A 17,441-nucleotide genomic window follows, 5' to 3' on the forward strand; every position below is an offset into this window, starting at 1 on the left:
CTCCCCGCCTCAACGCGGGAAGAGGTTCCATCTAAAAACAATAAGTTATGCCGTCGTCAACGGGAAGTGAGCGGTAAGTTCTAGAACACGGATGGGACGTATTTGCTGCTTCGACGGTACCGACTGTTAGCCCGCGAACCCCGGCGTATTTCTGATACGTTGAGCTTCTGCGGCCCAGCGCCCCTTCCACTCGGACGCAGCCTCCCGCTCAAAAATGTCATCCAAGATGCGTAGCGAAAAATTTCCCTTGCGGTTGCCATATAACCACAGAGCAACTTGCACAGGGTTCCAGAGCGCCTCCTTACCTTGGCCTTGGGATTTCTGAGCAGTTTCCTTCAAGTTCTTGGGGGGATTTGAAAAGGTTTCTTTCCAGCGCGCGAATTCGGCCTTGGTCATGTGTTTCTTCGGGGCAAACCAAGCAACTGCCAAGCTAGTCGAAATGCATGACGGCTCAGTGCCGTATTCGTCCTGTGTTGAGGAATCTGCTGACAGAAAGTCGATCATCGCCTTGGTGTCAAAACCGAGACAATCGAGCCACTCGCGATCTTTCTCGTTAAAGAGTGGGGGCGTGGCCACTACTGTTGCTTGTCCTAGCGGTCGCGTTCCATTGAGGTAGCTCTCGAACCGTCGAGCCGAATCGTGAACGATGCATTCAAGCATGGCGGTCGCTCTCGTCGTACCGTCAGAATCGAGCCGAACGGCCTGGCCCGTGCTCAACCAGTTTCGCCACGCGGGGCCATCGTTTTCGCACTCCATCAACTCCCAGTGCAAGATACTCGTTGCGGCCCAACGACGGTATAGGTTCACCAGTGTACTTGTCGGGGGAAGGTGATGTGCGAACGGATGCCGCCCTGGATCGTTGAGCCAAGTGCGAACAAAATCTTCGATCTGTTTCGCGACATCCTCGGGGATCTCCACGTAGTGTTGAGCAAGGAAATCGATGACCTCGTTCAGCGTCATGTACGCTTTTTGGGGCAATTGTTCTCGCAGCAACGGTTTGGCGGCACGCTGGACTTCGGGGATACGCGATGTCATCGTCGACTTCATTTCGATTGTATGGATCACTTCGGATGCGGATCTGCCTGGAAGCCGTATCGTCAGACAACGAGAGAACGCGCCAAAGTTGCTTCCGCCACTTGGCCGGGTTGGAATTCAATACAGGCCTGCTCCAGCATCCACGCTTCGATTTTATCGTGCCATTTGCGAAGCAGATCCAGGGGACGACGGCGATAGTGCTTTTCTGCGATCGCCGACGGCTTGTGCCCCTGAATCTGCGCTACCACGCCCACGGGAACCTCTACCCATTCCGACAACGTCCCGAATGAGCGGCGAAGTCCGTGCAAGGTGACGTGCGGAAGGTCGGCGGCAGCGAGCGCCTTGTTGTGCGCGATGCGCGGCTCTGCGATCTTGCCGTCTTCCGACGTTTTACTCGAAAAGACCCACTCTGACGGCGCCCACTCTTCCCCCCGCTCCTTTAGGCGTGCCAGTTGCCGGCGGTCCGGTGGAATCTCGTTCAGTCGCTTGAGATTCATCAGCAGAGTCGCCAAGTATGGAGTCAGCGGAATGGACCTTCCTCCCGTTCCCTCCACCTTGTCGTCCAGCACAATGCTCCGCCAGCGGAAATCGAGGTCCACCCAGCGTAGCCCCGCCCACTCCTCACGGCGAGCACCGGTGATCAGCAAGCCTTGCAGGTAAGCGCTATGAACAGGGTTAGCAATCTGGCGAACCTCGCGAAACCAGACCTTTAACTGCTCGCGCTGCAATGAGTCGCCATCTTTCGCCTTGACGCGCGGGACCACATCGCGAACGTCGCGGGCCTTGTACGCATCGGTCGGAACAATGCCCTTGTAAGTCGGCGTGTCATCGACCCACCGGATGAACCCGCGCAACAGCCGAAATGACAGCGCCGACATGGTCGGCCGCTCTCGCGCCTCGGCGGTGAGCCACTCGGCGATCCGTTCACTGCTCAACTCAGATAGCTTCAGGGGGCGGAGCGCCGCCAACGGGCCGGGCTGCGTTACACCCTTGCCGCGCTTCTTTGGCTGCCCTCCTTCATCTGCATGCTGCATGTGATCGCGGTAGTGACGCTCACCCCAGAACGCCTTCCGGCTCTCTACATACTCGTCCCACACAACGCCAAATGTCGCGTCCTGCCGTCGCGCCTCGGCGCGACGCGCTTCGTGCGCGGCCTGTTGCTCTGCCCGCACCTCGCGCGGATCTTTACCATCGTCGATCAGCGTTTTCAGGCGGGCAGCTTCAGTACGCGCCCGCCCGAGATCCCATGCCCGTGCATCGCCGATCGTCATCCGGATTGTCCTGCCGAACAGGCGGGACTCGAAGATATATGCTCGCGCGCCTGCGGCGGTCACGCGCAACCCGAAGCCCGGCGTCTTCGCGTCCCAGTAGATTGTTTGCTGCTTGCCGGGCTCGCACTCGAAGCTATCGACCCGCGCCGCCGTGAAGTTCTGCTTGCTCACCATTTCCCCGTGTAGGCACCATGTAGGCAAATACTAGGGAAATTAGACCATATCGGTCAACATGAAAAATCCGTGGATTCGGCCTAAAATCCTTTCCTGACAAGGGCCATGCCTGCCTACACGGATGTCGATCCACATTAAAGGATGTCGTAACACTCGGACTCTTAATCCGTAGGTCGAGTGTTCGAGTCACTCACGCCCCACCAGGAATTTCAAAGGCCGGTCAGCGCAAGCTGACCGGCCTTTTCCTTTTCCGGCGTCGCATGCGGCAACCCATGATCGCCGCCGATATCGCCCGCGCCGATTTCCTTGTGACCTTTCGTTGGTTCGTCCGCCGGCGTCCGTTCATTACATTTGACGGTCCATCCCCATTCGCCCCCTCGCCGGGAGACCTTCGATGAAGCCGTCCTGGAATCGCGCGCTGCGCGGCGTCGCGCTGTTCGCCGCCGTGCTTGCGACCGCCCACGCAGCCACGCCGCCCGAGATCCGCGTCGACTACGCGTACTACTCGCCGGAAAGCCTCGTGATCAAGCGCTTCGGCTGGCTCGAAGACGAATTCCGCGCCGATCGCACGCCGATCAAGTGGGTATTGAGCCTCGGCAGCAACCGCGCGCTCGAATACCTGAACAGCGGCGCGGTCGATTTCGGTTCGACGGCGGGCCTCGCGGCCGTGCTCGCGCGCGCGAACGGCAACCCGATCCGCGCCGTCTACGTGTTCTCGCGCCCCGAATGGACCGCGCTCGTCGTGCGCAAGGATTCGCCGATCAAGACGCTCGCCGATCTGAAGGGCAAGAAGATCGCGGCAACGCGCGGCACCGATCCGTTCCTCTTCACGCTGCGCGCGCTGCATACGGCCGGCCTCACGCGCGACGACGTCGAACTCGTGAACCTTCAGCACCCGGACGGCCGCACCGCGCTGGCGAACGGCCAGGTCGACGCGTGGGCCGGCCTCGACCCGCACATGGCCGCCGCGCAGATCGAGGACGGCGCGCGGCTCGTCTATCGCAACGTCGCGTTCAACACCTACGGCTTCCTGAATGCGCGCGAAGCGTTCATCGCGCAGTATCCGCAAGCGGTCGCACGCGTGCTGAAGGTCTACGAGAAGGCGCGCGTGTGGATCGTCGCGCATCCGGACGACACCGCGAAGATCGTCGCCGAGGAATCGAAGGTGTCGCTGCCGGTCGCGAAGCTGCAACTTCAGCGCACCGATTTCACCCAGCCCGTGCCGGGCGCGCAGCAAAGCGCCGCGCTGAAGGCCGCCGCGCCGATCCTCGTCAGCGAGCAGCTCGTGAAGCCGAACACCGACCTGCCGAAGATCGTGGATACGCTGATCGATCCGCAATTCGCACAACCCGCCGCGACGGCCGCGAACAAGCCGTGACCCGCATCGTGGCGACCGACGACACGCTGACGCTCGACGCACGCGCGCCACGCGCCGCGCCGCATGCGCGCGCCGCCGCACCGAAGCCGCTGCGGCGCTGGCACATCGCGGGCGTGCTGCTGCCGGTCGCGCTGCTCGTGCTCGTCGAGGCGCTGGTGCGCGCGCAGATCGTGCCACGCCATCTGCTGCCCGCGCCGACCGACATACTCGACACGCTCGTGCAGATGGGCGCGGCCCGGCTCGCGCGCCACATCGGCGCGAGCACGCTGCGCGTGTTCGCGGGCTTCGGCATCGGCGCGGCGCTCGCGCTGCTGGTGGGCGCGGCGATGGGCCTGAGCCGGCGCATCGACGCGTTGCTCGAACCGTCGTTCCAGGCGCTGCGCGCGATCCCGTCGCTTGCATGGGTGCCGCTGCTGCTGCTGTGGATGGGCATCGACGAAGCGCCGAAAATCACGCTGGTCGCGATCGGCGCATTCTTTCCCGTGCATCTCGCGGTCGTCGCGGGCATCCGCGGCGTGGACCGCAAGCTCGTCGAACTCGGCGCCGTCTATCGGCTGCGCGCGCCCGCGCTGTTCGCGCGGATCCTGCTGCCCGCCGCGCTGCCGCAGATATTCACCGGGCTGCGCACGGGCCTCAATCTCGCGTGGATGTTCATGGTCGCAGCCGAGCTGATCGCCGCGACGCGCGGCCTCGGCTTCATGCTGACCGACGGCCGCGAAACCGGCCGCCCCGATCTCGTGTTCGGCGCGATCCTGCTGCTCGCGGTGTTCGGCAAGCTGACCGACGGCGCGATGCGATGGCTCGAACACCGGCTGCTCGCCTGGCGCGACACGCTCGGTACGACACATTCGGCAACGCACGCGGGAGACGGCGCATGAACCACGCGCCTCATCCAGCACCGCTGCTCGACGTGCGCGTCGAGCACAAGCAATACGCGGCGCGCACGGTGCTCGCCCGCGTTGCGCTGCAGATCGGACGCGGCGAGATCGTGAGCCTCGTCGGGCCGAGCGGTTGCGGCAAGAGCACGTTGCTGCGCATCGTCGCGGGGCTCGACCGCACGTATCGCGGAGAAGTCCGGCTCGACGGCGTCGCGCAGCACGAACCGTCGCCGCACATCGGCGTGATCTTCCAGGAGCCTCGGCTGCTGCCGTGGCTCAGCGTGGCCGACAACGTCGGCTTCGCGGCCGGCCGCCACGGCGGGCGCGATCCGCGTGTTGCGCCGCTGCTCGACGAGGTCGGCCTTGCGGCATTCGCGCATGCGCTGCCGTCGGCCTTGTCGGGCGGCATGGCGCAACGCGCGGCGCTCGCGCGCGGCCTGTTCTCGCAGCCGGCGCTGCTGTTGCTCGACGAGCCGTTCAGCGCGGTCGACGCGATGACGCGCATGCGGCTGCAGGCGCTGCTGCTGGCGCTCGTCGCGACGCACGGCACGAGCGCGCTCGTCGTCACGCACGATCTGGACGAAGCGCTTTATCTCAGCGATCGCGTGCTGCTGCTCGCCGCCGATCCGGGACGCATCGACCGCGAAATCCGCGTCGACCGGCCGCGCCCGCGCGAGCGGCACGATCCGCTGCTTGCGCAACTTCGTGCGGAATTGCTGGCCAACCTCGACCGGCAGGCGTTGGCGGCCGACTGAGCTGAGCTGAACTGAGCTGAGCCGAGCTGAGTCGAGCTGAGTCGAGCTGAGTCGAGCTGAGTCGAGTCGAGCCGAGCTGAGCTGAGCTGAGCTGAGCTGAGCTGAGCTGAGCTGAGCTGAGCTGAGCTGAGCTGAGCTGAGCTGAGCTGAGCTGAGCTGAGCTGAGCCGAGCTGAGCCAAGCCAAGCCGAGCCAAGCCAAGCCGAGCCAAGCCAAGCCGAGCCGCATCGCTCAGAACACAGGCACACCCTGCGCCAACGTCGACACGAAGCGCGCGGTACGCGGATCGCGCGGCCGCGCAAACAGCTCGCGCGACGCCCCCGCCTCCACCACCCGTCCGTCGGCGAGAAACACCGCATCGTTGGCGATCGACGCGGCGAGCCTGAGATCGTGTGTCGCCATCAGCATCGTCGTGCCTTCGAGCGCGAGCTGCCGCAGCACCTCGACCACCTCGACCGACAGCTCGGGATCGAGCGCCGACGTCGGCTCGTCGCACAACAGCACCTGCGGCGACGGCGCGAGCGCGCGCGCGATCGCGACGCGCTGCTGCTGGCCGCCCGACAGCGTCGACGGCCACGCATCGGCCTTGTCCGCGATGCCGACCTTCGCGAGCAGCGCGAGCGCCCGCTCACGCGCGCGTTCGCGCGGCCACTTCTGCACGGTCACGAGCCCTTCCATCACGTTCTGCACGACGCTCAGGTGCGGAAACAGCTGGAAGTTCTGGAACACCATCCCCGTCTGCCGGCGCACCGCGAACACGTCGTCGCGCGACGGCTTGCGGCCCGCCGAGAATACGACGCGCGCGTCGCCGACCGCGAGCGCGCCCGATTCGGGCACCTCGAGCAGGTTCACGCAGCGCAGCAGCGTGCTCTTGCCGCTGCCGGACGGGCCGATCAGCGCGGTGACGCTGCCGGGCTGCAGCGCGAGATCGACGTCGGCGAGCACGCGATGCGCGCCGAACGACTTGCCGATGCGTTCGAGCCGGATCATCGCAGCTCCGCCTGGAACAGCGCATGCCGGCCGAAATGCGCTTCGAGCCGGCGCTGCGCGGTGGACAGCACCGAGCTGAACAGCAGATAGATCAATGCGGCCTCGGTATAGAGAATCAGCGGCTCGTACGTGACCGCCGCGATGCGCTGCGCGGCCTGGAAGATCTCGGGCACGGTCAGCACGGCCGCGAGCGACGTGTCCTTCACGAGCGAGATGAACGAGTTCGACAGCGCGGGCAGCGCGACGCGCGCCGCCTGCGGCAGGATCGCGCGGCGCAGCGCCTGCGCGCGCGTCATCGCCATCGAGTACGCGGCCTCCCACTGCCCTTTCGGAATCGATTCGATCACGCCGCGGATCACCTCGGCGTTATACGCGCCGACGTTCAGCGAGAAGCCGATCACGGCCGCCGTCAGCGGCTCGAGCACGATCCCGACGTTCGGCAGCCCGTAGAAGATCACGAACAGCTGCACGAGCAGCGGCGAGCCGCGAAACAGCCAGATGTAGAAACGCACGGCCGCCTGCGCCCAGCGCGGCCCGAACAGGCGCGCGAGCGCGGCGGCGAACGCGAGCAGCAGCCCGATCGCGAACGACGCCAGCGTCAGCGGCACCGTGAACACGAGCCCCGCGTACAGCAGCGGCCACAGCGACTGCGTCATCAGGTGAAGCCATGCCGGCATCGTTCAGCCTCGCGTCACTGCTGCGACACGTCGCGGCCGAAGTACTTCTGCGAGATCTTCGCGTAGGTGCCGTCCGCACGGATGTCGGCGAGCGCCTTGTCGATCGCCGCGCGCAGCTCGGGGCTGCCCTTGCGGATCAGCACGCCCGACTGGTCGCCCGCGCCGGACGTGTCGGTCGCCGCGATCTTCAGCTTCGCGTCGGGCTTGTGCTTGCGGAAGTCGAGGTACGACAGCGAATCGTTGATCGTCGCGTCGACGCGGCCCGACGTCAGCAGGTCGATCGATTCGTTGAAGCCCTGCACGGGCACGACGTCCGCGCCATGCGCGGCCGCAAGCTTGCCGAAGTTGCTGGTCAGCGTGTTCGCCGATTTGCGCCCCTTCAGGTCGTCGAACGAGCGGATCGTCGCGTTGTCGGCGCGCACGATCAGCACGGCGCGCGACGTGATGTACGGCGTCGAAAAATCGTATTTCTGCTTGCGCGCGTCGGTGATCGACACTTCGTTGACGACCGCGTCGTAGCGGTTCACGTCGAGGCCCGCGATCAGCCCGTCCCACTTGCCTTCGACGAACTGCGGCTTCACGCCGAGGCGCTGCGCGATCGCGGCCGCGATGTCGACGTCGAAGCCCGTCAGCTTGCCCGTCTCGTCGTGATACGTGAACGGCGCGTAGGTGCCTTCGGTGCCGACCCGGAACACGCCGGACGACTTGATCTGCGCGAGATCGTCGGCGGCGAATGCGCTCGTGGCCGCGACGGCCTGCAGCAGCGCGACGAGCAGAATGGAGCGGATGATTTTCATGGTGCGGACCCCGAACGATGGAAGGGATTAAACCCGCCGGCCCGAGCGGCCGCGCGAGAGGTCCGCGAATTCTACCGACGCGCCGATGCCCGGCAAAAACGCAAATCCGCTAACGATATGAGCGCGTCGAATAACGCGCCGGCCGGCCTCTCGCGCATTCCGCAGATGAAACCCGTCGCAATGCGGCGCGGCTATCGTCCGACGATTCGTTACCGGCGGTTACAGAAGCGACACTGCGGTATCACCCGTGCGGCGCGCGCTACGTACCATGAATACATCGTGAACCGATTGCTCGCGGGCCCCGCTGCCCGCGAACGGAGTGGACGGCAAATGAAACACATCCTGGTGTCCTGCACGCTCGGCATCGCGGCCGCCTGCCTGCCGGCAAGCACGTTCGCGCGTACCGACATCGGCGTGTATTTCGGCGCGCCGGGGCCCGTGATCGAGGCGCCGCCGCCTGTGTACTACGCGCCGCCTCCGCCCGTCATTTATGAGCCGGCACCCGTGTATTACGGCCCGTACTACGGCGATTACCGTTACCGCTACTACCGCCACGACAACGGCTGGCATCGCGGCTGGCGTCATCACCACCATCACGACGACGATTGAGCGCCGCCTGACGACCGCCGCGGACGCGTCCCGCCGGGGAATCCGTTCAATGCGCGCGCCGGCTCCCGAGCCGGCGCGTGCGCATCACGCGCCGCTCACCACGGCAACGAATACGTCTTCGTATTGGTGAAGCTCTTCATCGCTTCCTGCACGCCTTCCTTGTAGCCGAGCCCCGAATCCTTCACGCCGCCGAACGGCGTCAGCTCGAGCCGGTAGCCGGGCACCTCGCGCACGTTCACGCTGCCCACTTCCAGCTCGGTGATGAAGCGCGTGATGTAGTCGAAGCGGTTCGTGCAGATCGACGACGACAGCGCGTAATCGGTGCTGTTCGACATCCGGATCGCCTCGTCGATGTCGCGAAAGCGCATGATCGGCGACACGGGCCCGAACGTCTCGTGCTTCACGAGCGGCATGTCGGGCGTCACCCGATCGACGACGGTCGGCGCATACAGCGCGCCGTCGCGCACGTTGCCGGCCAGCAGGCGCGCGCCGCGCGCGATCGCGTCGTTCACCTGCTGTTCGCAGAACCGTGCGGCCGCCTCGTCGATCACCGTGCCCATGTCGACCGACGGGTCGGCCGGATCGCCGTACGACCACGCGCGCGTTTTCTCCACCACGAGCTCGGTGAAGCGATCGGCCACCGCTTCGTGCACGAGCATCCGCTTGATCGCGGTGCAGCGCTGCCCCGAATTCTTGTACGAGCCCGACACCGCGAGCGTGCTCGCCTCGTCGAGGTCCGCATCCTCCATCACGATGATCGGATCGTTGCCGCCCAGTTCGAGCACCGCGCGCCGGTAGCCCATCCGCGCGGCGATCGACTTGCCGATCGACACGCCGCCGGTGAACGTGATCAGGTCGATCGCGGGGTGCGTGATCAGCTCGTCGGCGATGTGCCTCGGGTCGCCGGTGATCACCTGCAGCATCTGCGGCAGCAGGCCCGCCTCGTACAGGATGTCCGCGAACAGGTAGCACGAGAGCGGCACCTTCTCCGACGGCTTCACGACGATCCGGTTGTTGGTCGCGACCGACGGCACGACCTTGTGCGCGACCTGGTTCATCGGGTGGTTGAACGGCGTGATCGCCGAGATCACGCCGAGCAGCGGCTCGCGCTGCGTGTACACGCGGCGCTTCGTGCCGTGCGGCGTCAGGTCGCACGAGAAGATCTGCCCGTCGTCCTTCAGCACTTCGCCCGCGCCGAACGTCAGCACGTCGGCGACGCGGCCCGCTTCGTACGTCGAATCCTTGATGCAGAGGCCGGCTTCGGCCGTGATCAGCGCCGCGATCTGCGCGGTGCGCGCACGCACGAGGTCGGCCGCGCGCCGCAGGATCGCCGCGCGGTCGTGGCGCGTCAGCGACGGCCGGTACGCGCGCGCCACCGCGAACGCGCGCCGCACGTCGTCGAGGGTCGCCTTCGGCACGGTGCCGACCCGCGCGCCGTCGTACGGATTGCGCACGTCGATCACTTCATCGCGACGGACCTGCTCGCCGTCGATCCGCAACGCCTCGTGGCGGATCTCGCGTGCGGCCGTCGGTGCTGCAATGGCGTTCATGGCTGAGTCCCTTTGCGGTTTCGGATGCGTCACTGAAGATGGTTGAGCGCGATGTCGATGATGTCGAAGTTGCGCAGCCGCACGCGGCCCGCGACGTCGGCATCGACCGGCTTGCTGAAGATCAGCGGCACGATCTGCTCGGAGATCCCGCCGTGCGAGCGCAGCGGCACGTCGAGGCCCGACAGGTCGTGCTTGATGCGCCGCGTGCCGAGCACGACGTGCTGTTTCGAGATCACGATCAGGTCGCCCATGCGCGCCGGCGGCAGCTCGAAGCGCGCGCAGCCTTCGGCGCCCGTCAGCACGACTTCGATCCCGTCGACAGCGGCCAGCCTGGCACGCAGCGCATCGAGACCGGCCGAGCCGGGCACGTAGACGGTCGCGAACGAGCCGAGCGCGCCGTGGTGCACGACGTACGGATCGGTAATCGGCAGGATCACGCGCGCGGCGTCGTGGCCGAGCCAGTCGTCGAACAGCTCCTGCAGGTAGATCACGTTCGGCTCGCCGGTCACGTCGTCGTGCTTCGCGTTCATCCCGTGATCGGCCGTGATCGCGACGATCGCGCCGAGCGCGTCGAGCCGCTGCAGGTACGTGTCCATCATCTGGCAGAACGCGTTCGCGCCGGGCGTGCCGGGCGCGCACTTGTGCTGCACGTAGTCGGTGGTCGACAGGTACATCAGGTCGATCGGGCGCGTCTCGAGCAGGCGCACGCCCGCGGCGAACACGAACTCCGACAGCTCCGCGCTGTACACGCTCGGCACCGGCTTGCCGACCAGCGCCGGCACGTTGTCGATGCCGTTCTCGTCGATGCTCGCCTCGTCGGCCTTCTCCGACGAGAAGCAGATGCCCTTCAGCCCCTTGCCGAGCAGGCGGCGCAGCTTGTCCTTCGCGGTGACCACCGCGACGCGCGCGCCCTGTTCGGCGAACGCCGCGAGCACGGTGGGCGCGACGAGGTACTTCGGGTCGTTCATCAGCACTTCCGCGCCGCTTTCCCGATCGTAGAAATAGTTGCCGCTGATGCCGTGTACCGAAGGCGGCACGCCCGTCACGATCGACAGGTTGTTCGGGTTCGTGAAGCTCGGCACCACGCACTCGCCCTTGAGCGCGGTGCCGGGCTTCAGCAGCGTGCGCAGGAACGGCGCGACGCCGGCCTCGGCGGCCATCTCCAGGTATTCGTAGGCGCAGCCGTCGACGCACACCACCACGAGCGGCCGGCTCATCCAGTTGTAGCGGCGGCCGTTCACTTCCACGGAATCAGGCGTTTCGGTCATGACAGTCCTTTCAGTTCGGAGGGGTTGAGCCGCTGGCGCCCGCGCCCTGGGGCGATTTCCATGCTTGACATTAAAATTGATGATTTGTAGATTGTCAACAACATGCAAAGAACAGAAAGCAAAGTGTCGTCGCAGAGAGAGGGCTGGTCGTCGTGCGCGTGAAGACGTCGCCGCCCGTCTACACCGCGCTCGAACACGAGGCGATGAAGCCCGACAAGGACGCGTTCGAGATCAGGACGTTTTATCCGGAGGTCAAAAAGCGCGGCTATTTTCCGTATCCAGGCGGCCGCACGCAGGCCGCCTTTCCAGCCATTTCCTTCAAGCGAAACACCTGATGCGTCCCTTCTGGATCGAACAAGCGCTGATCGGCGACGGCGAACTCGCGCCGGCCCTGCAAGGCGCGGCGCAGGCCGACGTCTGCATCGTCGGCGGCGGCTTCACCGGGCTCTGGACCGCGATCCAGGCCAAGCAGCAGAACCCCGCGCTCGACATCGCGATACTCGAAAGCGACCTGTGCGGCGCCGGCGCGAGCGGCCGCAACGGCGGATGCCTGCTCACGTGGTCCGCGAAATTCCTGACGCTGCGGCGCCTGTTCGGCGAGGCCGAGGCGATCCGGCTCGTGAAGGCGTCCGAGGCGGCCGTGCAGCACATCGCCGAGTTTTGCCGCACGCACGGGATCGACGCGGAGCTGCGGCTCGACGGCACGCTGTACACCGCGACGTCGCCCGCGCAGGTCGGCACGCTCGCGCCGGTGCTCGACGCGCTCGCCGCGTGCGGGATCCACAGCTACGAGGCGCTGCCGCCGGCCGAAGTCGCGCGCCGCTCGGGCTCCGCGCGCAATCTCGACGGCGTGTACTCGCCGGTCGCCGCGACCGTGCATCCCGGCAAGCTCGTGCGCGGGCTGCGCCGCGCCGCGCGCGCGATGGGCATCCGCATCCACGAGCGCACGCCGCTGCTCGATTTCACGCCGGGGCCGCGGGTCGTCGTGCGCACGCCGGCCGGCAGCGTCACCGCCGGCAAGCTCGTGTTCGCGATCAACGCGTGGATGGCGAGCCGCTTTCCGCAATTCGCGCGCACCATCGCCGTCGTGTCGAGCGACATGATCATCACCGAGCCATGCCCGGCGCTGCTCGCGCGGGCGGGGCTCGTCGACGGCGTGTCGGTGCTCGATTCGCGGATCTTCGTGTACTACTACCGCAGCACGCCCGACGGGCGGCTGATGCTCGGCAAGGGCGGCAACACGTTCGCGTGGCGCGGGCGCATCGCGCCGGTATTCGACCAGCGCTCGCCGTACGAGGCGCAGCTCACGCGCAGCCTGCACGCGTTCTTCCCGTCGCTCGCCGGCGTGCCGATCACCACGAGCTGGAACGGCCCGTCGGACCGCTCGGTGACGGGCTTCCCGTTCTTCGGCCGCCTCGACGGCGCGCCGAACGTGTTCTACGGCTTCGGCTATTCGGGCAACGGCGTGGGGCCGACCTACATGGGCGGGCAGATCCTGTCGTCGCTGGTGCTCGATCTCGACAACGCGTGGACGCGCAGCCCGCTCACGCGCGGCCCGCTCGGGCACTTCCCGCCGGAGCCGTTCCGCTACGTCGGCTCGCACGTGGTGCGCAACGCGATCCGCCGCAAGGAACGGGCCGAGGATGCGCACCGGCAGCCGTGGATCGTCGATACGTGGCTGTCGAAGCTCGCGAGCGCGGCGGGGAAGGCGGACAAGGCGTAAGGCCGCAGATTGTGCGCGACGTCGCGTCGCGCACCATGAGAAAAGGGCGCCGCAGCGCCCTTGCTTCAGTTCCTCGGTTCCCGCCCGGCGCGCCGCCGCTACGGCTGCGTGCGCGACGCGCTCACACCCGCTCCGTCTTCGCGCGCGCCGCCGCGCTGCCCGCCGCCGGCACGCTCTGCCCGTGCGTGCGGCGCATCCGCGCGAGGCCGTGCGCGACGTGCTCGCGCACGAGCGCGACCGCCTTCTCCTCGTCGCCGCCGCCGAGCGCCTGCACGATCTTCTCGTGCTCGGACACCGACACCGACAGCGCATCCTCCTCGGCCTCGATCGCCGCCTGCCGCAGCAGGCCGAGCTGCCGCACGAGGCGGCGATACGTATCGGTCAGGTGCGTGTTGCCGACGCCGACCACCATCGCGTCGTGGAACTGCACGTTGAGCTCGGTATAGCGCGTGACGTCGCGCGCCTTCGCCGCCGCCTTCATCGACTGGATGATGCCCTTCAGCACCTTCAGCGTATCGGGCGAGATGCGCTTCGCAAGCGCGCGCGCGACCGACTCGTCGAGCATCGCGCGCACTTCGTAGATTTCCTCGGCCTCGCGCAGCGGCACGACGCGCACCGTCACGCCGCGGTTCTTCTCGTTGCGCAGCAGGCCGGCCTGCTCGAGCGCGCGGAACGCCTCGCGCACGGGGCCGCGCGACACGTTCAGCCTGGTGGCGATGTCGACTTCGTTGAGCTTCTCGCCGGGCACGTATTCGCCGGACACGATCGCGCGCTCGAGCATGTCCTGGACGAGCATCGCGAGCGACTGGCTCTGCAGGAGTTCGATGGCGTTGAGCGCGTTCGGGGCAGTCATGGTCGGGCAGGCAGCAGGGCTGCGGTGGAAGACGAAGGCGCCAGATCGGCGAATGACCGTTGTATACGCCCGAGCCCGCACATTGTCAACAGTTTTCAGTCTCCAAACTGCCGCTCCACCGGCCGCCGCGATGCCGGCAGGCTGCCCCGCCCGGCATCGCGGCATGCGCCCGTCAGCCCTTCACCGGCCCCGGGTCACTCTGGCTCGGCCGGCCCGTCTCGACGTGCCCGGCGAAGCGGCGCACGACCTTGTCGCTCGCGCCGCCCGTCGTGGTCGCGACGATGTTCAGGTCATACCAGCCGTGGCTCGAGCCGAGCTCCCAGTGATCCTCGACGTGCTGGCCCGGCGCCAGCGTGTAGCTGCGCGCGTGCGCATGGCTGTACGCGTTGTCGACCACCACGCGGCACGTCGCGCGGCCGCTGTTGCGCAGCCGCAGGTACACGTGGCGGTTGCGCACGTCGTAGCCGAGCTTCGCTTCGGGGTTCGCGTGACGGCCATCCATCGCGCGCTTCGCGTTGCCCTGGAATTCGCAGAAGTAGCCGTTCGGGCCGTACACCGCGAGGTGATAGTCGCCCTGCGCGGCCGACGTGTTCCAGCAGTCGGCGAGCTTGTCGCCGGCCGACACCGCATAGCGGCGCGGCAGGCTCGACGGATTGCCGCGATCGTACACGTAGAACGCCGCGCCCGCGTCGCCGGTGTTCGCGAAGTCGAGCCACACGTTGCCGTCGTGGCTGTTCACGCGGCTGTGCACGAACAGCTCGTACGGCAGCGCGCGCGCCGGCCGCGTGCCGGGCTCCTGCACCGGCATCGCCTGCTGCGCGGGAACCTGGTACGCCTGGCCGGCCGTCGCGAGGTGCTGCGGCACCGGGAAGCTCACCGTCGCCGTATCCGGCTTGCCGGAGAAGTCGAACGCGGACGTCAGGTCGCCGCACACCGAACGGCGCCATGCGCTGATGTTCGGCTCCTTCACGCCGAAGCGCGCCTCGAGGAAGCGCAGCACCGACGTGTGATCGAACGTCTCCGAGCACACCCAGCCGCCCTTCGTCCACGGCGAGATGATGATCAGCGGCACGCGCGGCCCGAGGCCGATCGGCTGGATCCCGCCCGGGTCCGCGCCCGGCACGAGCGGGCTCATCTCGCCCGGGTACTTGTTCAAATCGAGGAATTCGTCGCCGAGGTTCGACAGCAGGTTCGCGGACACCACGCCCTGGCCGTTCACGCCGCTCGTGACGGGCGGCACCGGCGGCACGACGTGGTCGAACAGGCCGTCGTTCTCGTCGTAGTTGAGGATGAACACCGTCTTCGCCCACACGTCCGGATTCGACGTGAGCGCTTCGAGCACCGTGTTGATGTAGAACGCGCCGTCGGTGGGCGACGCCTGCGGATGCTCGCTGTACTTGTACGGCGCGACGATCCACGACACCTGCGGCAGGCGGTTCGCCTGCACGTCGGCCTTCAGTTCCGCGAGCGTATGGTTCGACGCGCCCTTGTCGACGAGCGGGCCGCTCGCGCCTTCCTGCACCTGGAAGCGCTTGAAGAACATCAGCGAGTTGTCGGTGTAGTTGTCGGTCGGGTCGCCCGGGATGCCGGTGCCGCCCTGGTACACCTTCCAGCTCACGTTCGCGTTCTCCAGACGCTCCGCGTAGGTCGTCCACGTGTAGCCGTTCACGTTGTTGCGCTCGCCGATGCCGGGGCCGTTCGGCTGCGTGCCGTACACGTTGCGCGAATCGACCGTGCCGGTCCACAGGTAGATGCGGTTCGGCGCGGTGTCCGCGTGCGCGGAGCAGAAGTACGCGTCGCAGATGGTGAACGCGTCGGCGAGCGCGTAGTGATAGGTCAGGTCCTGGCGCTTCAGGTAGCCCATCGTCAGCACGTCCTGCTTCTGGTTCACCCACTGGTCCCACTGGCCGTTGTTCCAGGCGAGGTGGCCGCTGCTCCAGCCGTGGTTGGTGCCCGGCTGGAATTCGGTGGTCTGCTTCGGGTCGAGGTAGAACGGCAGCACGTACGGCGCCGCCGGGCCGAGGCCGCGCGCATGGTAGTTCTTCGTGTGCACGGCGGCCGGCGGCTGGCGCCAGACCGGCGCGCCGTTCGGCAGCAGGTGCGGACGCGGGTCGTCGAAGCCGCGCACGCCGCGCAGCCCGCCGAAGTAGTGGTCAAACGAGCGGTTTTCCTGCATGAAGATCACGACGTGCTCGACGTCCTGGATCGTGCGCGTGCGCGACGCGGCAGGCATCGCGAGCGCCTTGCGGATCGCGGGCGGGAAGCCCGCATAGGCGGCCATCGCCCCCGCCGACTGGGCGGCGAGGCGCAGGAAATCGCGTCGATTGTTCGAGGACATGAAGAAGATCCTGTGGGTCGGTGGGGAATGTGGACACCGGCGCCGGCGTGGCCGGCGGCTCGGTGCGCATGACCGTCATTACCCCGCACCGGCGTGTCCCCGACATGACCGGTTCCCGCAGGTTTCTTGCGGTCACCCCCAGCTTTTTTTCGAAGCGGCGCACGCGGTTCCTTTCACGCAGCCGACACAAGCGTACGCTACGCTCGCGCGCATGACGAAGGAAAAGGCGATGTCGTGTTCGATCAGCTGAAGGCGTTCCACGCGACCGTCCGGCAGGGCAGCATCACGCGCGCGGCGCGCCATCTCGGCGTGAGCCAGCCGACCATCGCCGCGCAGATCCGGCAGGTCGAGCAGGTGTACGGCGTCGAGCTGTTCCATCGCAGCGGCCGCCGGCTCGAAGTCACCGAGACCGGCGTCGGGCTGCTGCCGCTGGTCGAGCAGATGATCGCGCTCGAGGCGCAGGCCGACATCATGCTGCGCAACGTCGGCGGGCTGTTCGAAGGCCACCTGCGGCTCGGCGCGACCGGGCCGTACTACATCATGGAGGCGGTCGGGCGCTTCTCGAACGCGCATCCGTCGATCGCGCTCACGTGCCGGATCGGCAATTCCGAGGAAATGCTGCAGGCGCTGCACGAGTTCCGCATCGATCTCGCGGTGTCGTCGCAGCTCAACGACACGGACGGCCTCGAGCGGCAGGTGATCTCCACCGACCCGCTGGTGCTCGTCGTGCATCGCGCGCATCCGCTCGCGCGCTTCGAGGCGATCGACGCGGCGCGGCTCGCCGACGTGCGGCTGCTGTTGCGCGAGGAAGGCTCGGTCACGCGCCGCTGCACCGAGGCGATCCTCGCGGCGGCCGGCGTCGCGCCGGTGTCGGTCGCGGAAATCGGCAGCCGCGAAGCGATTCGGGAGGCGATCCTGCATGGCGTCGGCGGCAGCCTGTTCCCGCGCGGCGAGGCCGAATCGCATCCGGACCTGCGGATCGTCGCGCTGCGCGGCGTCGACACGACGATCGACGAATACGTGTACTACCTGAAGGCACGCCGCCACAGCCCCGCGATCGCCGCGTTCCTCGCGTGCATCCTGCCGGCCCGCGACGAAGCCGCCGCGCCGCGCATGCGCCGCGCGACGGCGCGCTGAACGCGGGCG

At 67.1% G+C, this 17,441-nt stretch carries 15 protein-coding genes and 3 pseudogenes; 7 read left to right on the plus strand and 11 right to left on the minus strand.

From position 1 onward, the window contains the following. Positions 1-126: 126 nt before the first annotated feature. On the minus strand, positions 127-1,035 hold the full coding sequence (locus HWY45_RS14110; RefSeq protein ID WP_150998988.1) for a hypothetical protein: 909 nt from the start codon (positions 1,033-1,035) through the stop codon (positions 127-129). Positions 1,036-1,097: 62 nt separating this feature from the next. After that, a complete protein-coding gene (locus HWY45_RS14115; RefSeq protein WP_059882071.1) occupies positions 1,098-2,477 on the minus strand; it encodes a tyrosine-type recombinase/integrase in 1,380 nt (459 codons plus the stop codon). A gap of 397 nt (positions 2,478-2,874) precedes the next feature. Between HWY45_RS14115 and HWY45_RS14120 the strand changes: the two genes are divergently transcribed. From HWY45_RS14120 to HWY45_RS37415, 3 genes and pseudogenes are all read left to right on the plus strand, one after another. Then, on the plus strand, positions 2,875-3,858 hold the full coding sequence (locus tag HWY45_RS14120) for an aliphatic sulfonate ABC transporter substrate-binding protein (protein ID WP_059882019.1): 984 nt from the start codon (positions 2,875-2,877) through the stop codon (positions 3,856-3,858). A gap of 5 nt (positions 3,859-3,863) precedes the next feature. Further along, positions 3,864-4,736, plus strand: a complete 873-nt coding sequence (locus HWY45_RS14125) for an ABC transporter permease (protein WP_059882073.1) — start codon at positions 3,864-3,866, stop codon at positions 4,734-4,736. Further along, positions 4,733-5,203, plus strand: a pseudogene (locus tag HWY45_RS37415) (ABC transporter ATP-binding protein); the annotation flags it as partial. The gene HWY45_RS14125 and the pseudogene HWY45_RS37415, both read left to right, overlap by 4 nt. Before the next feature lie 122 nt (positions 5,204-5,325). Here the strand turns inward: HWY45_RS37415 and HWY45_RS37420 are convergent. The 5 genes and pseudogenes from HWY45_RS37420 to HWY45_RS14145 all read right to left on the minus strand — a co-directional run. Next, positions 5,326-5,586 (minus strand): annotated as a pseudogene (locus tag HWY45_RS37420) (hypothetical protein); the annotation flags it as partial. Beyond that, positions 5,501-5,701 (minus strand): annotated as a pseudogene (locus tag HWY45_RS37425) (pentapeptide repeat-containing protein); the annotation flags it as partial. The pseudogenes HWY45_RS37425 and HWY45_RS37420, both read right to left, overlap by 86 nt. Before the next feature lie 20 nt (positions 5,702-5,721). Continuing rightward, on the minus strand, positions 5,722-6,480 hold the full coding sequence (locus tag HWY45_RS14135; protein ID WP_059810482.1) for an amino acid ABC transporter ATP-binding protein: 759 nt from the start codon (positions 6,478-6,480) through the stop codon (positions 5,722-5,724). Next, positions 6,477-7,157, minus strand: a complete 681-nt coding sequence (locus HWY45_RS14140) for an amino acid ABC transporter permease (protein WP_026045276.1) — start codon at positions 7,155-7,157, stop codon at positions 6,477-6,479. The genes HWY45_RS14135 and HWY45_RS14140 overlap by 4 nt, the downstream gene beginning before the upstream one ends. A 14-nt stretch (positions 7,158-7,171) precedes the next feature. Beyond that, positions 7,172-7,954, minus strand: a complete 783-nt coding sequence (locus HWY45_RS14145) for an amino acid ABC transporter substrate-binding protein (protein ID WP_059563637.1) — start codon at positions 7,952-7,954, stop codon at positions 7,172-7,174. 330 nt (positions 7,955-8,284) lie between these two features. On the opposite strand from HWY45_RS14145, the gene HWY45_RS14150 reads away from it, so the two are divergent. Then, positions 8,285-8,563: a hypothetical protein gene (locus HWY45_RS14150; protein ID WP_059810484.1), complete on the plus strand. Its 279-nt coding sequence runs from the start codon at positions 8,285-8,287 to the stop codon at positions 8,561-8,563. Between the two features lie 95 nt (positions 8,564-8,658). Here HWY45_RS14150 and phnY read toward each other — a convergent pair whose 3' ends face one another. Both phnY and phnA read right to left on the minus strand, forming a co-directional pair. After that, positions 8,659-10,113 carry a phosphonoacetaldehyde dehydrogenase gene (phnY, locus tag HWY45_RS14155; RefSeq protein WP_059882024.1) on the minus strand — a complete coding sequence of 485 codons (1,455 nt, stop codon included), beginning with the start codon at positions 10,111-10,113 and terminating at the stop codon, positions 8,659-8,661. A gap of 29 nt (positions 10,114-10,142) precedes the next feature. Beyond that, the gene (gene phnA, locus HWY45_RS14160) at positions 10,143-11,381 is read right to left on the minus strand and encodes a phosphonoacetate hydrolase (protein WP_059882026.1); all 1,239 of its coding nucleotides are present in this window, start codon (positions 11,379-11,381) and stop codon (positions 10,143-10,145) included. A gap of 158 nt (positions 11,382-11,539) precedes the next feature. Between phnA and HWY45_RS14165 the strand changes: the two genes are divergently transcribed. Both HWY45_RS14165 and HWY45_RS14170 read left to right on the plus strand, forming a co-directional pair. After that, a complete protein-coding gene (locus HWY45_RS14165; protein WP_155631879.1) occupies positions 11,540-11,716 on the plus strand; it encodes a hypothetical protein in 177 nt (58 codons plus the stop codon). After that, positions 11,716-13,104 (plus strand): FAD-dependent oxidoreductase, encoded by a 1,389-nt coding sequence (locus HWY45_RS14170; RefSeq protein WP_059882030.1) that lies wholly within the window; start codon positions 11,716-11,718, stop codon positions 13,102-13,104. The genes HWY45_RS14165 and HWY45_RS14170 overlap by 1 nt, the downstream gene beginning before the upstream one ends. Positions 13,105-13,225: 121 nt before the next feature. Here the strand turns inward: HWY45_RS14170 and HWY45_RS14175 are convergent, their stop codons facing one another. Then, the gene (locus HWY45_RS14175) at positions 13,226-13,957 is read right to left on the minus strand and encodes a phosphonate utilization associated transcriptional regulator (protein ID WP_059882032.1); all 732 of its coding nucleotides are present in this window, start codon (positions 13,955-13,957) and stop codon (positions 13,226-13,228) included. Between the two features lie 172 nt (positions 13,958-14,129). After that, on the minus strand, positions 14,130-16,295 hold the full coding sequence (locus tag HWY45_RS14180; protein WP_059882033.1) for a phosphocholine-specific phospholipase C: 2,166 nt from the start codon (positions 16,293-16,295) through the stop codon (positions 14,130-14,132). A 234-nt stretch (positions 16,296-16,529) separates the two neighbouring features. Here HWY45_RS14180 and HWY45_RS14185 point away from each other — a divergent pair, with 234 nt between their 5' ends. Continuing rightward, positions 16,530-17,432 carry a LysR family transcriptional regulator gene (locus tag HWY45_RS14185; RefSeq protein WP_059882035.1) on the plus strand — a complete coding sequence of 301 codons (903 nt, stop codon included), beginning with the start codon at positions 16,530-16,532 and terminating at the stop codon, positions 17,430-17,432. Positions 17,433-17,441 lie beyond the last annotated feature (9 nt).

The organism is Burkholderia stagnalis, assembly GCF_902830275.1.
Lineage (GTDB): Bacteria > Pseudomonadota > Gammaproteobacteria > Burkholderiales > Burkholderiaceae > Burkholderia > Burkholderia stagnalis.

What these genes read in the sequence shown, in the direction of transcription:
- HWY45_RS14110 (WP_150998988.1), bottom strand. Translation starts at nt 1,035, where the DNA reads ATGACATCGCGTATCCCCGAAGTCCAGCGTGCCGCCAAACCGTTGCTG.
- HWY45_RS14120 (WP_059882019.1), top strand. Translation starts at nt 2,875, where the DNA reads ATGAAGCCGTCCTGGAATCGCGCGCTGCGCGGCGTCGCGCTGTTCGCC.
- HWY45_RS14135 (WP_059810482.1), bottom strand. Translation starts at nt 6,480, where the DNA reads ATGATCCGGCTCGAACGCATCGGCAAGTCGTTCGGCGCGCATCGCGTG.
- HWY45_RS14140 (WP_026045276.1), bottom strand. Translation starts at nt 7,157, where the DNA reads ATGCCGGCATGGCTTCACCTGATGACGCAGTCGCTGTGGCCGCTGCTG.
- HWY45_RS14145 (WP_059563637.1), bottom strand. Translation starts at nt 7,954, where the DNA reads ATGAAAATCATCCGCTCCATTCTGCTCGTCGCGCTGCTGCAGGCCGTC.
- HWY45_RS14150 (WP_059810484.1), top strand. Translation starts at nt 8,285, where the DNA reads ATGAAACACATCCTGGTGTCCTGCACGCTCGGCATCGCGGCCGCCTGC.
- phnY (WP_059882024.1), bottom strand. Translation starts at nt 10,113, where the DNA reads ATGAACGCCATTGCAGCACCGACGGCCGCACGCGAGATCCGCCACGAG.
- phnA (WP_059882026.1), bottom strand. Translation starts at nt 11,381, where the DNA reads ATGACCGAAACGCCTGATTCCGTGGAAGTGAACGGCCGCCGCTACAAC.
- HWY45_RS14170 (WP_059882030.1), top strand. Translation starts at nt 11,716, where the DNA reads ATGCGTCCCTTCTGGATCGAACAAGCGCTGATCGGCGACGGCGAACTC.
- HWY45_RS14175 (WP_059882032.1), bottom strand. Translation starts at nt 13,957, where the DNA reads ATGACTGCCCCGAACGCGCTCAACGCCATCGAACTCCTGCAGAGCCAG.
- HWY45_RS14180 (WP_059882033.1), bottom strand. Translation starts at nt 16,295, where the DNA reads ATGTCCTCGAACAATCGACGCGATTTCCTGCGCCTCGCCGCCCAGTCG.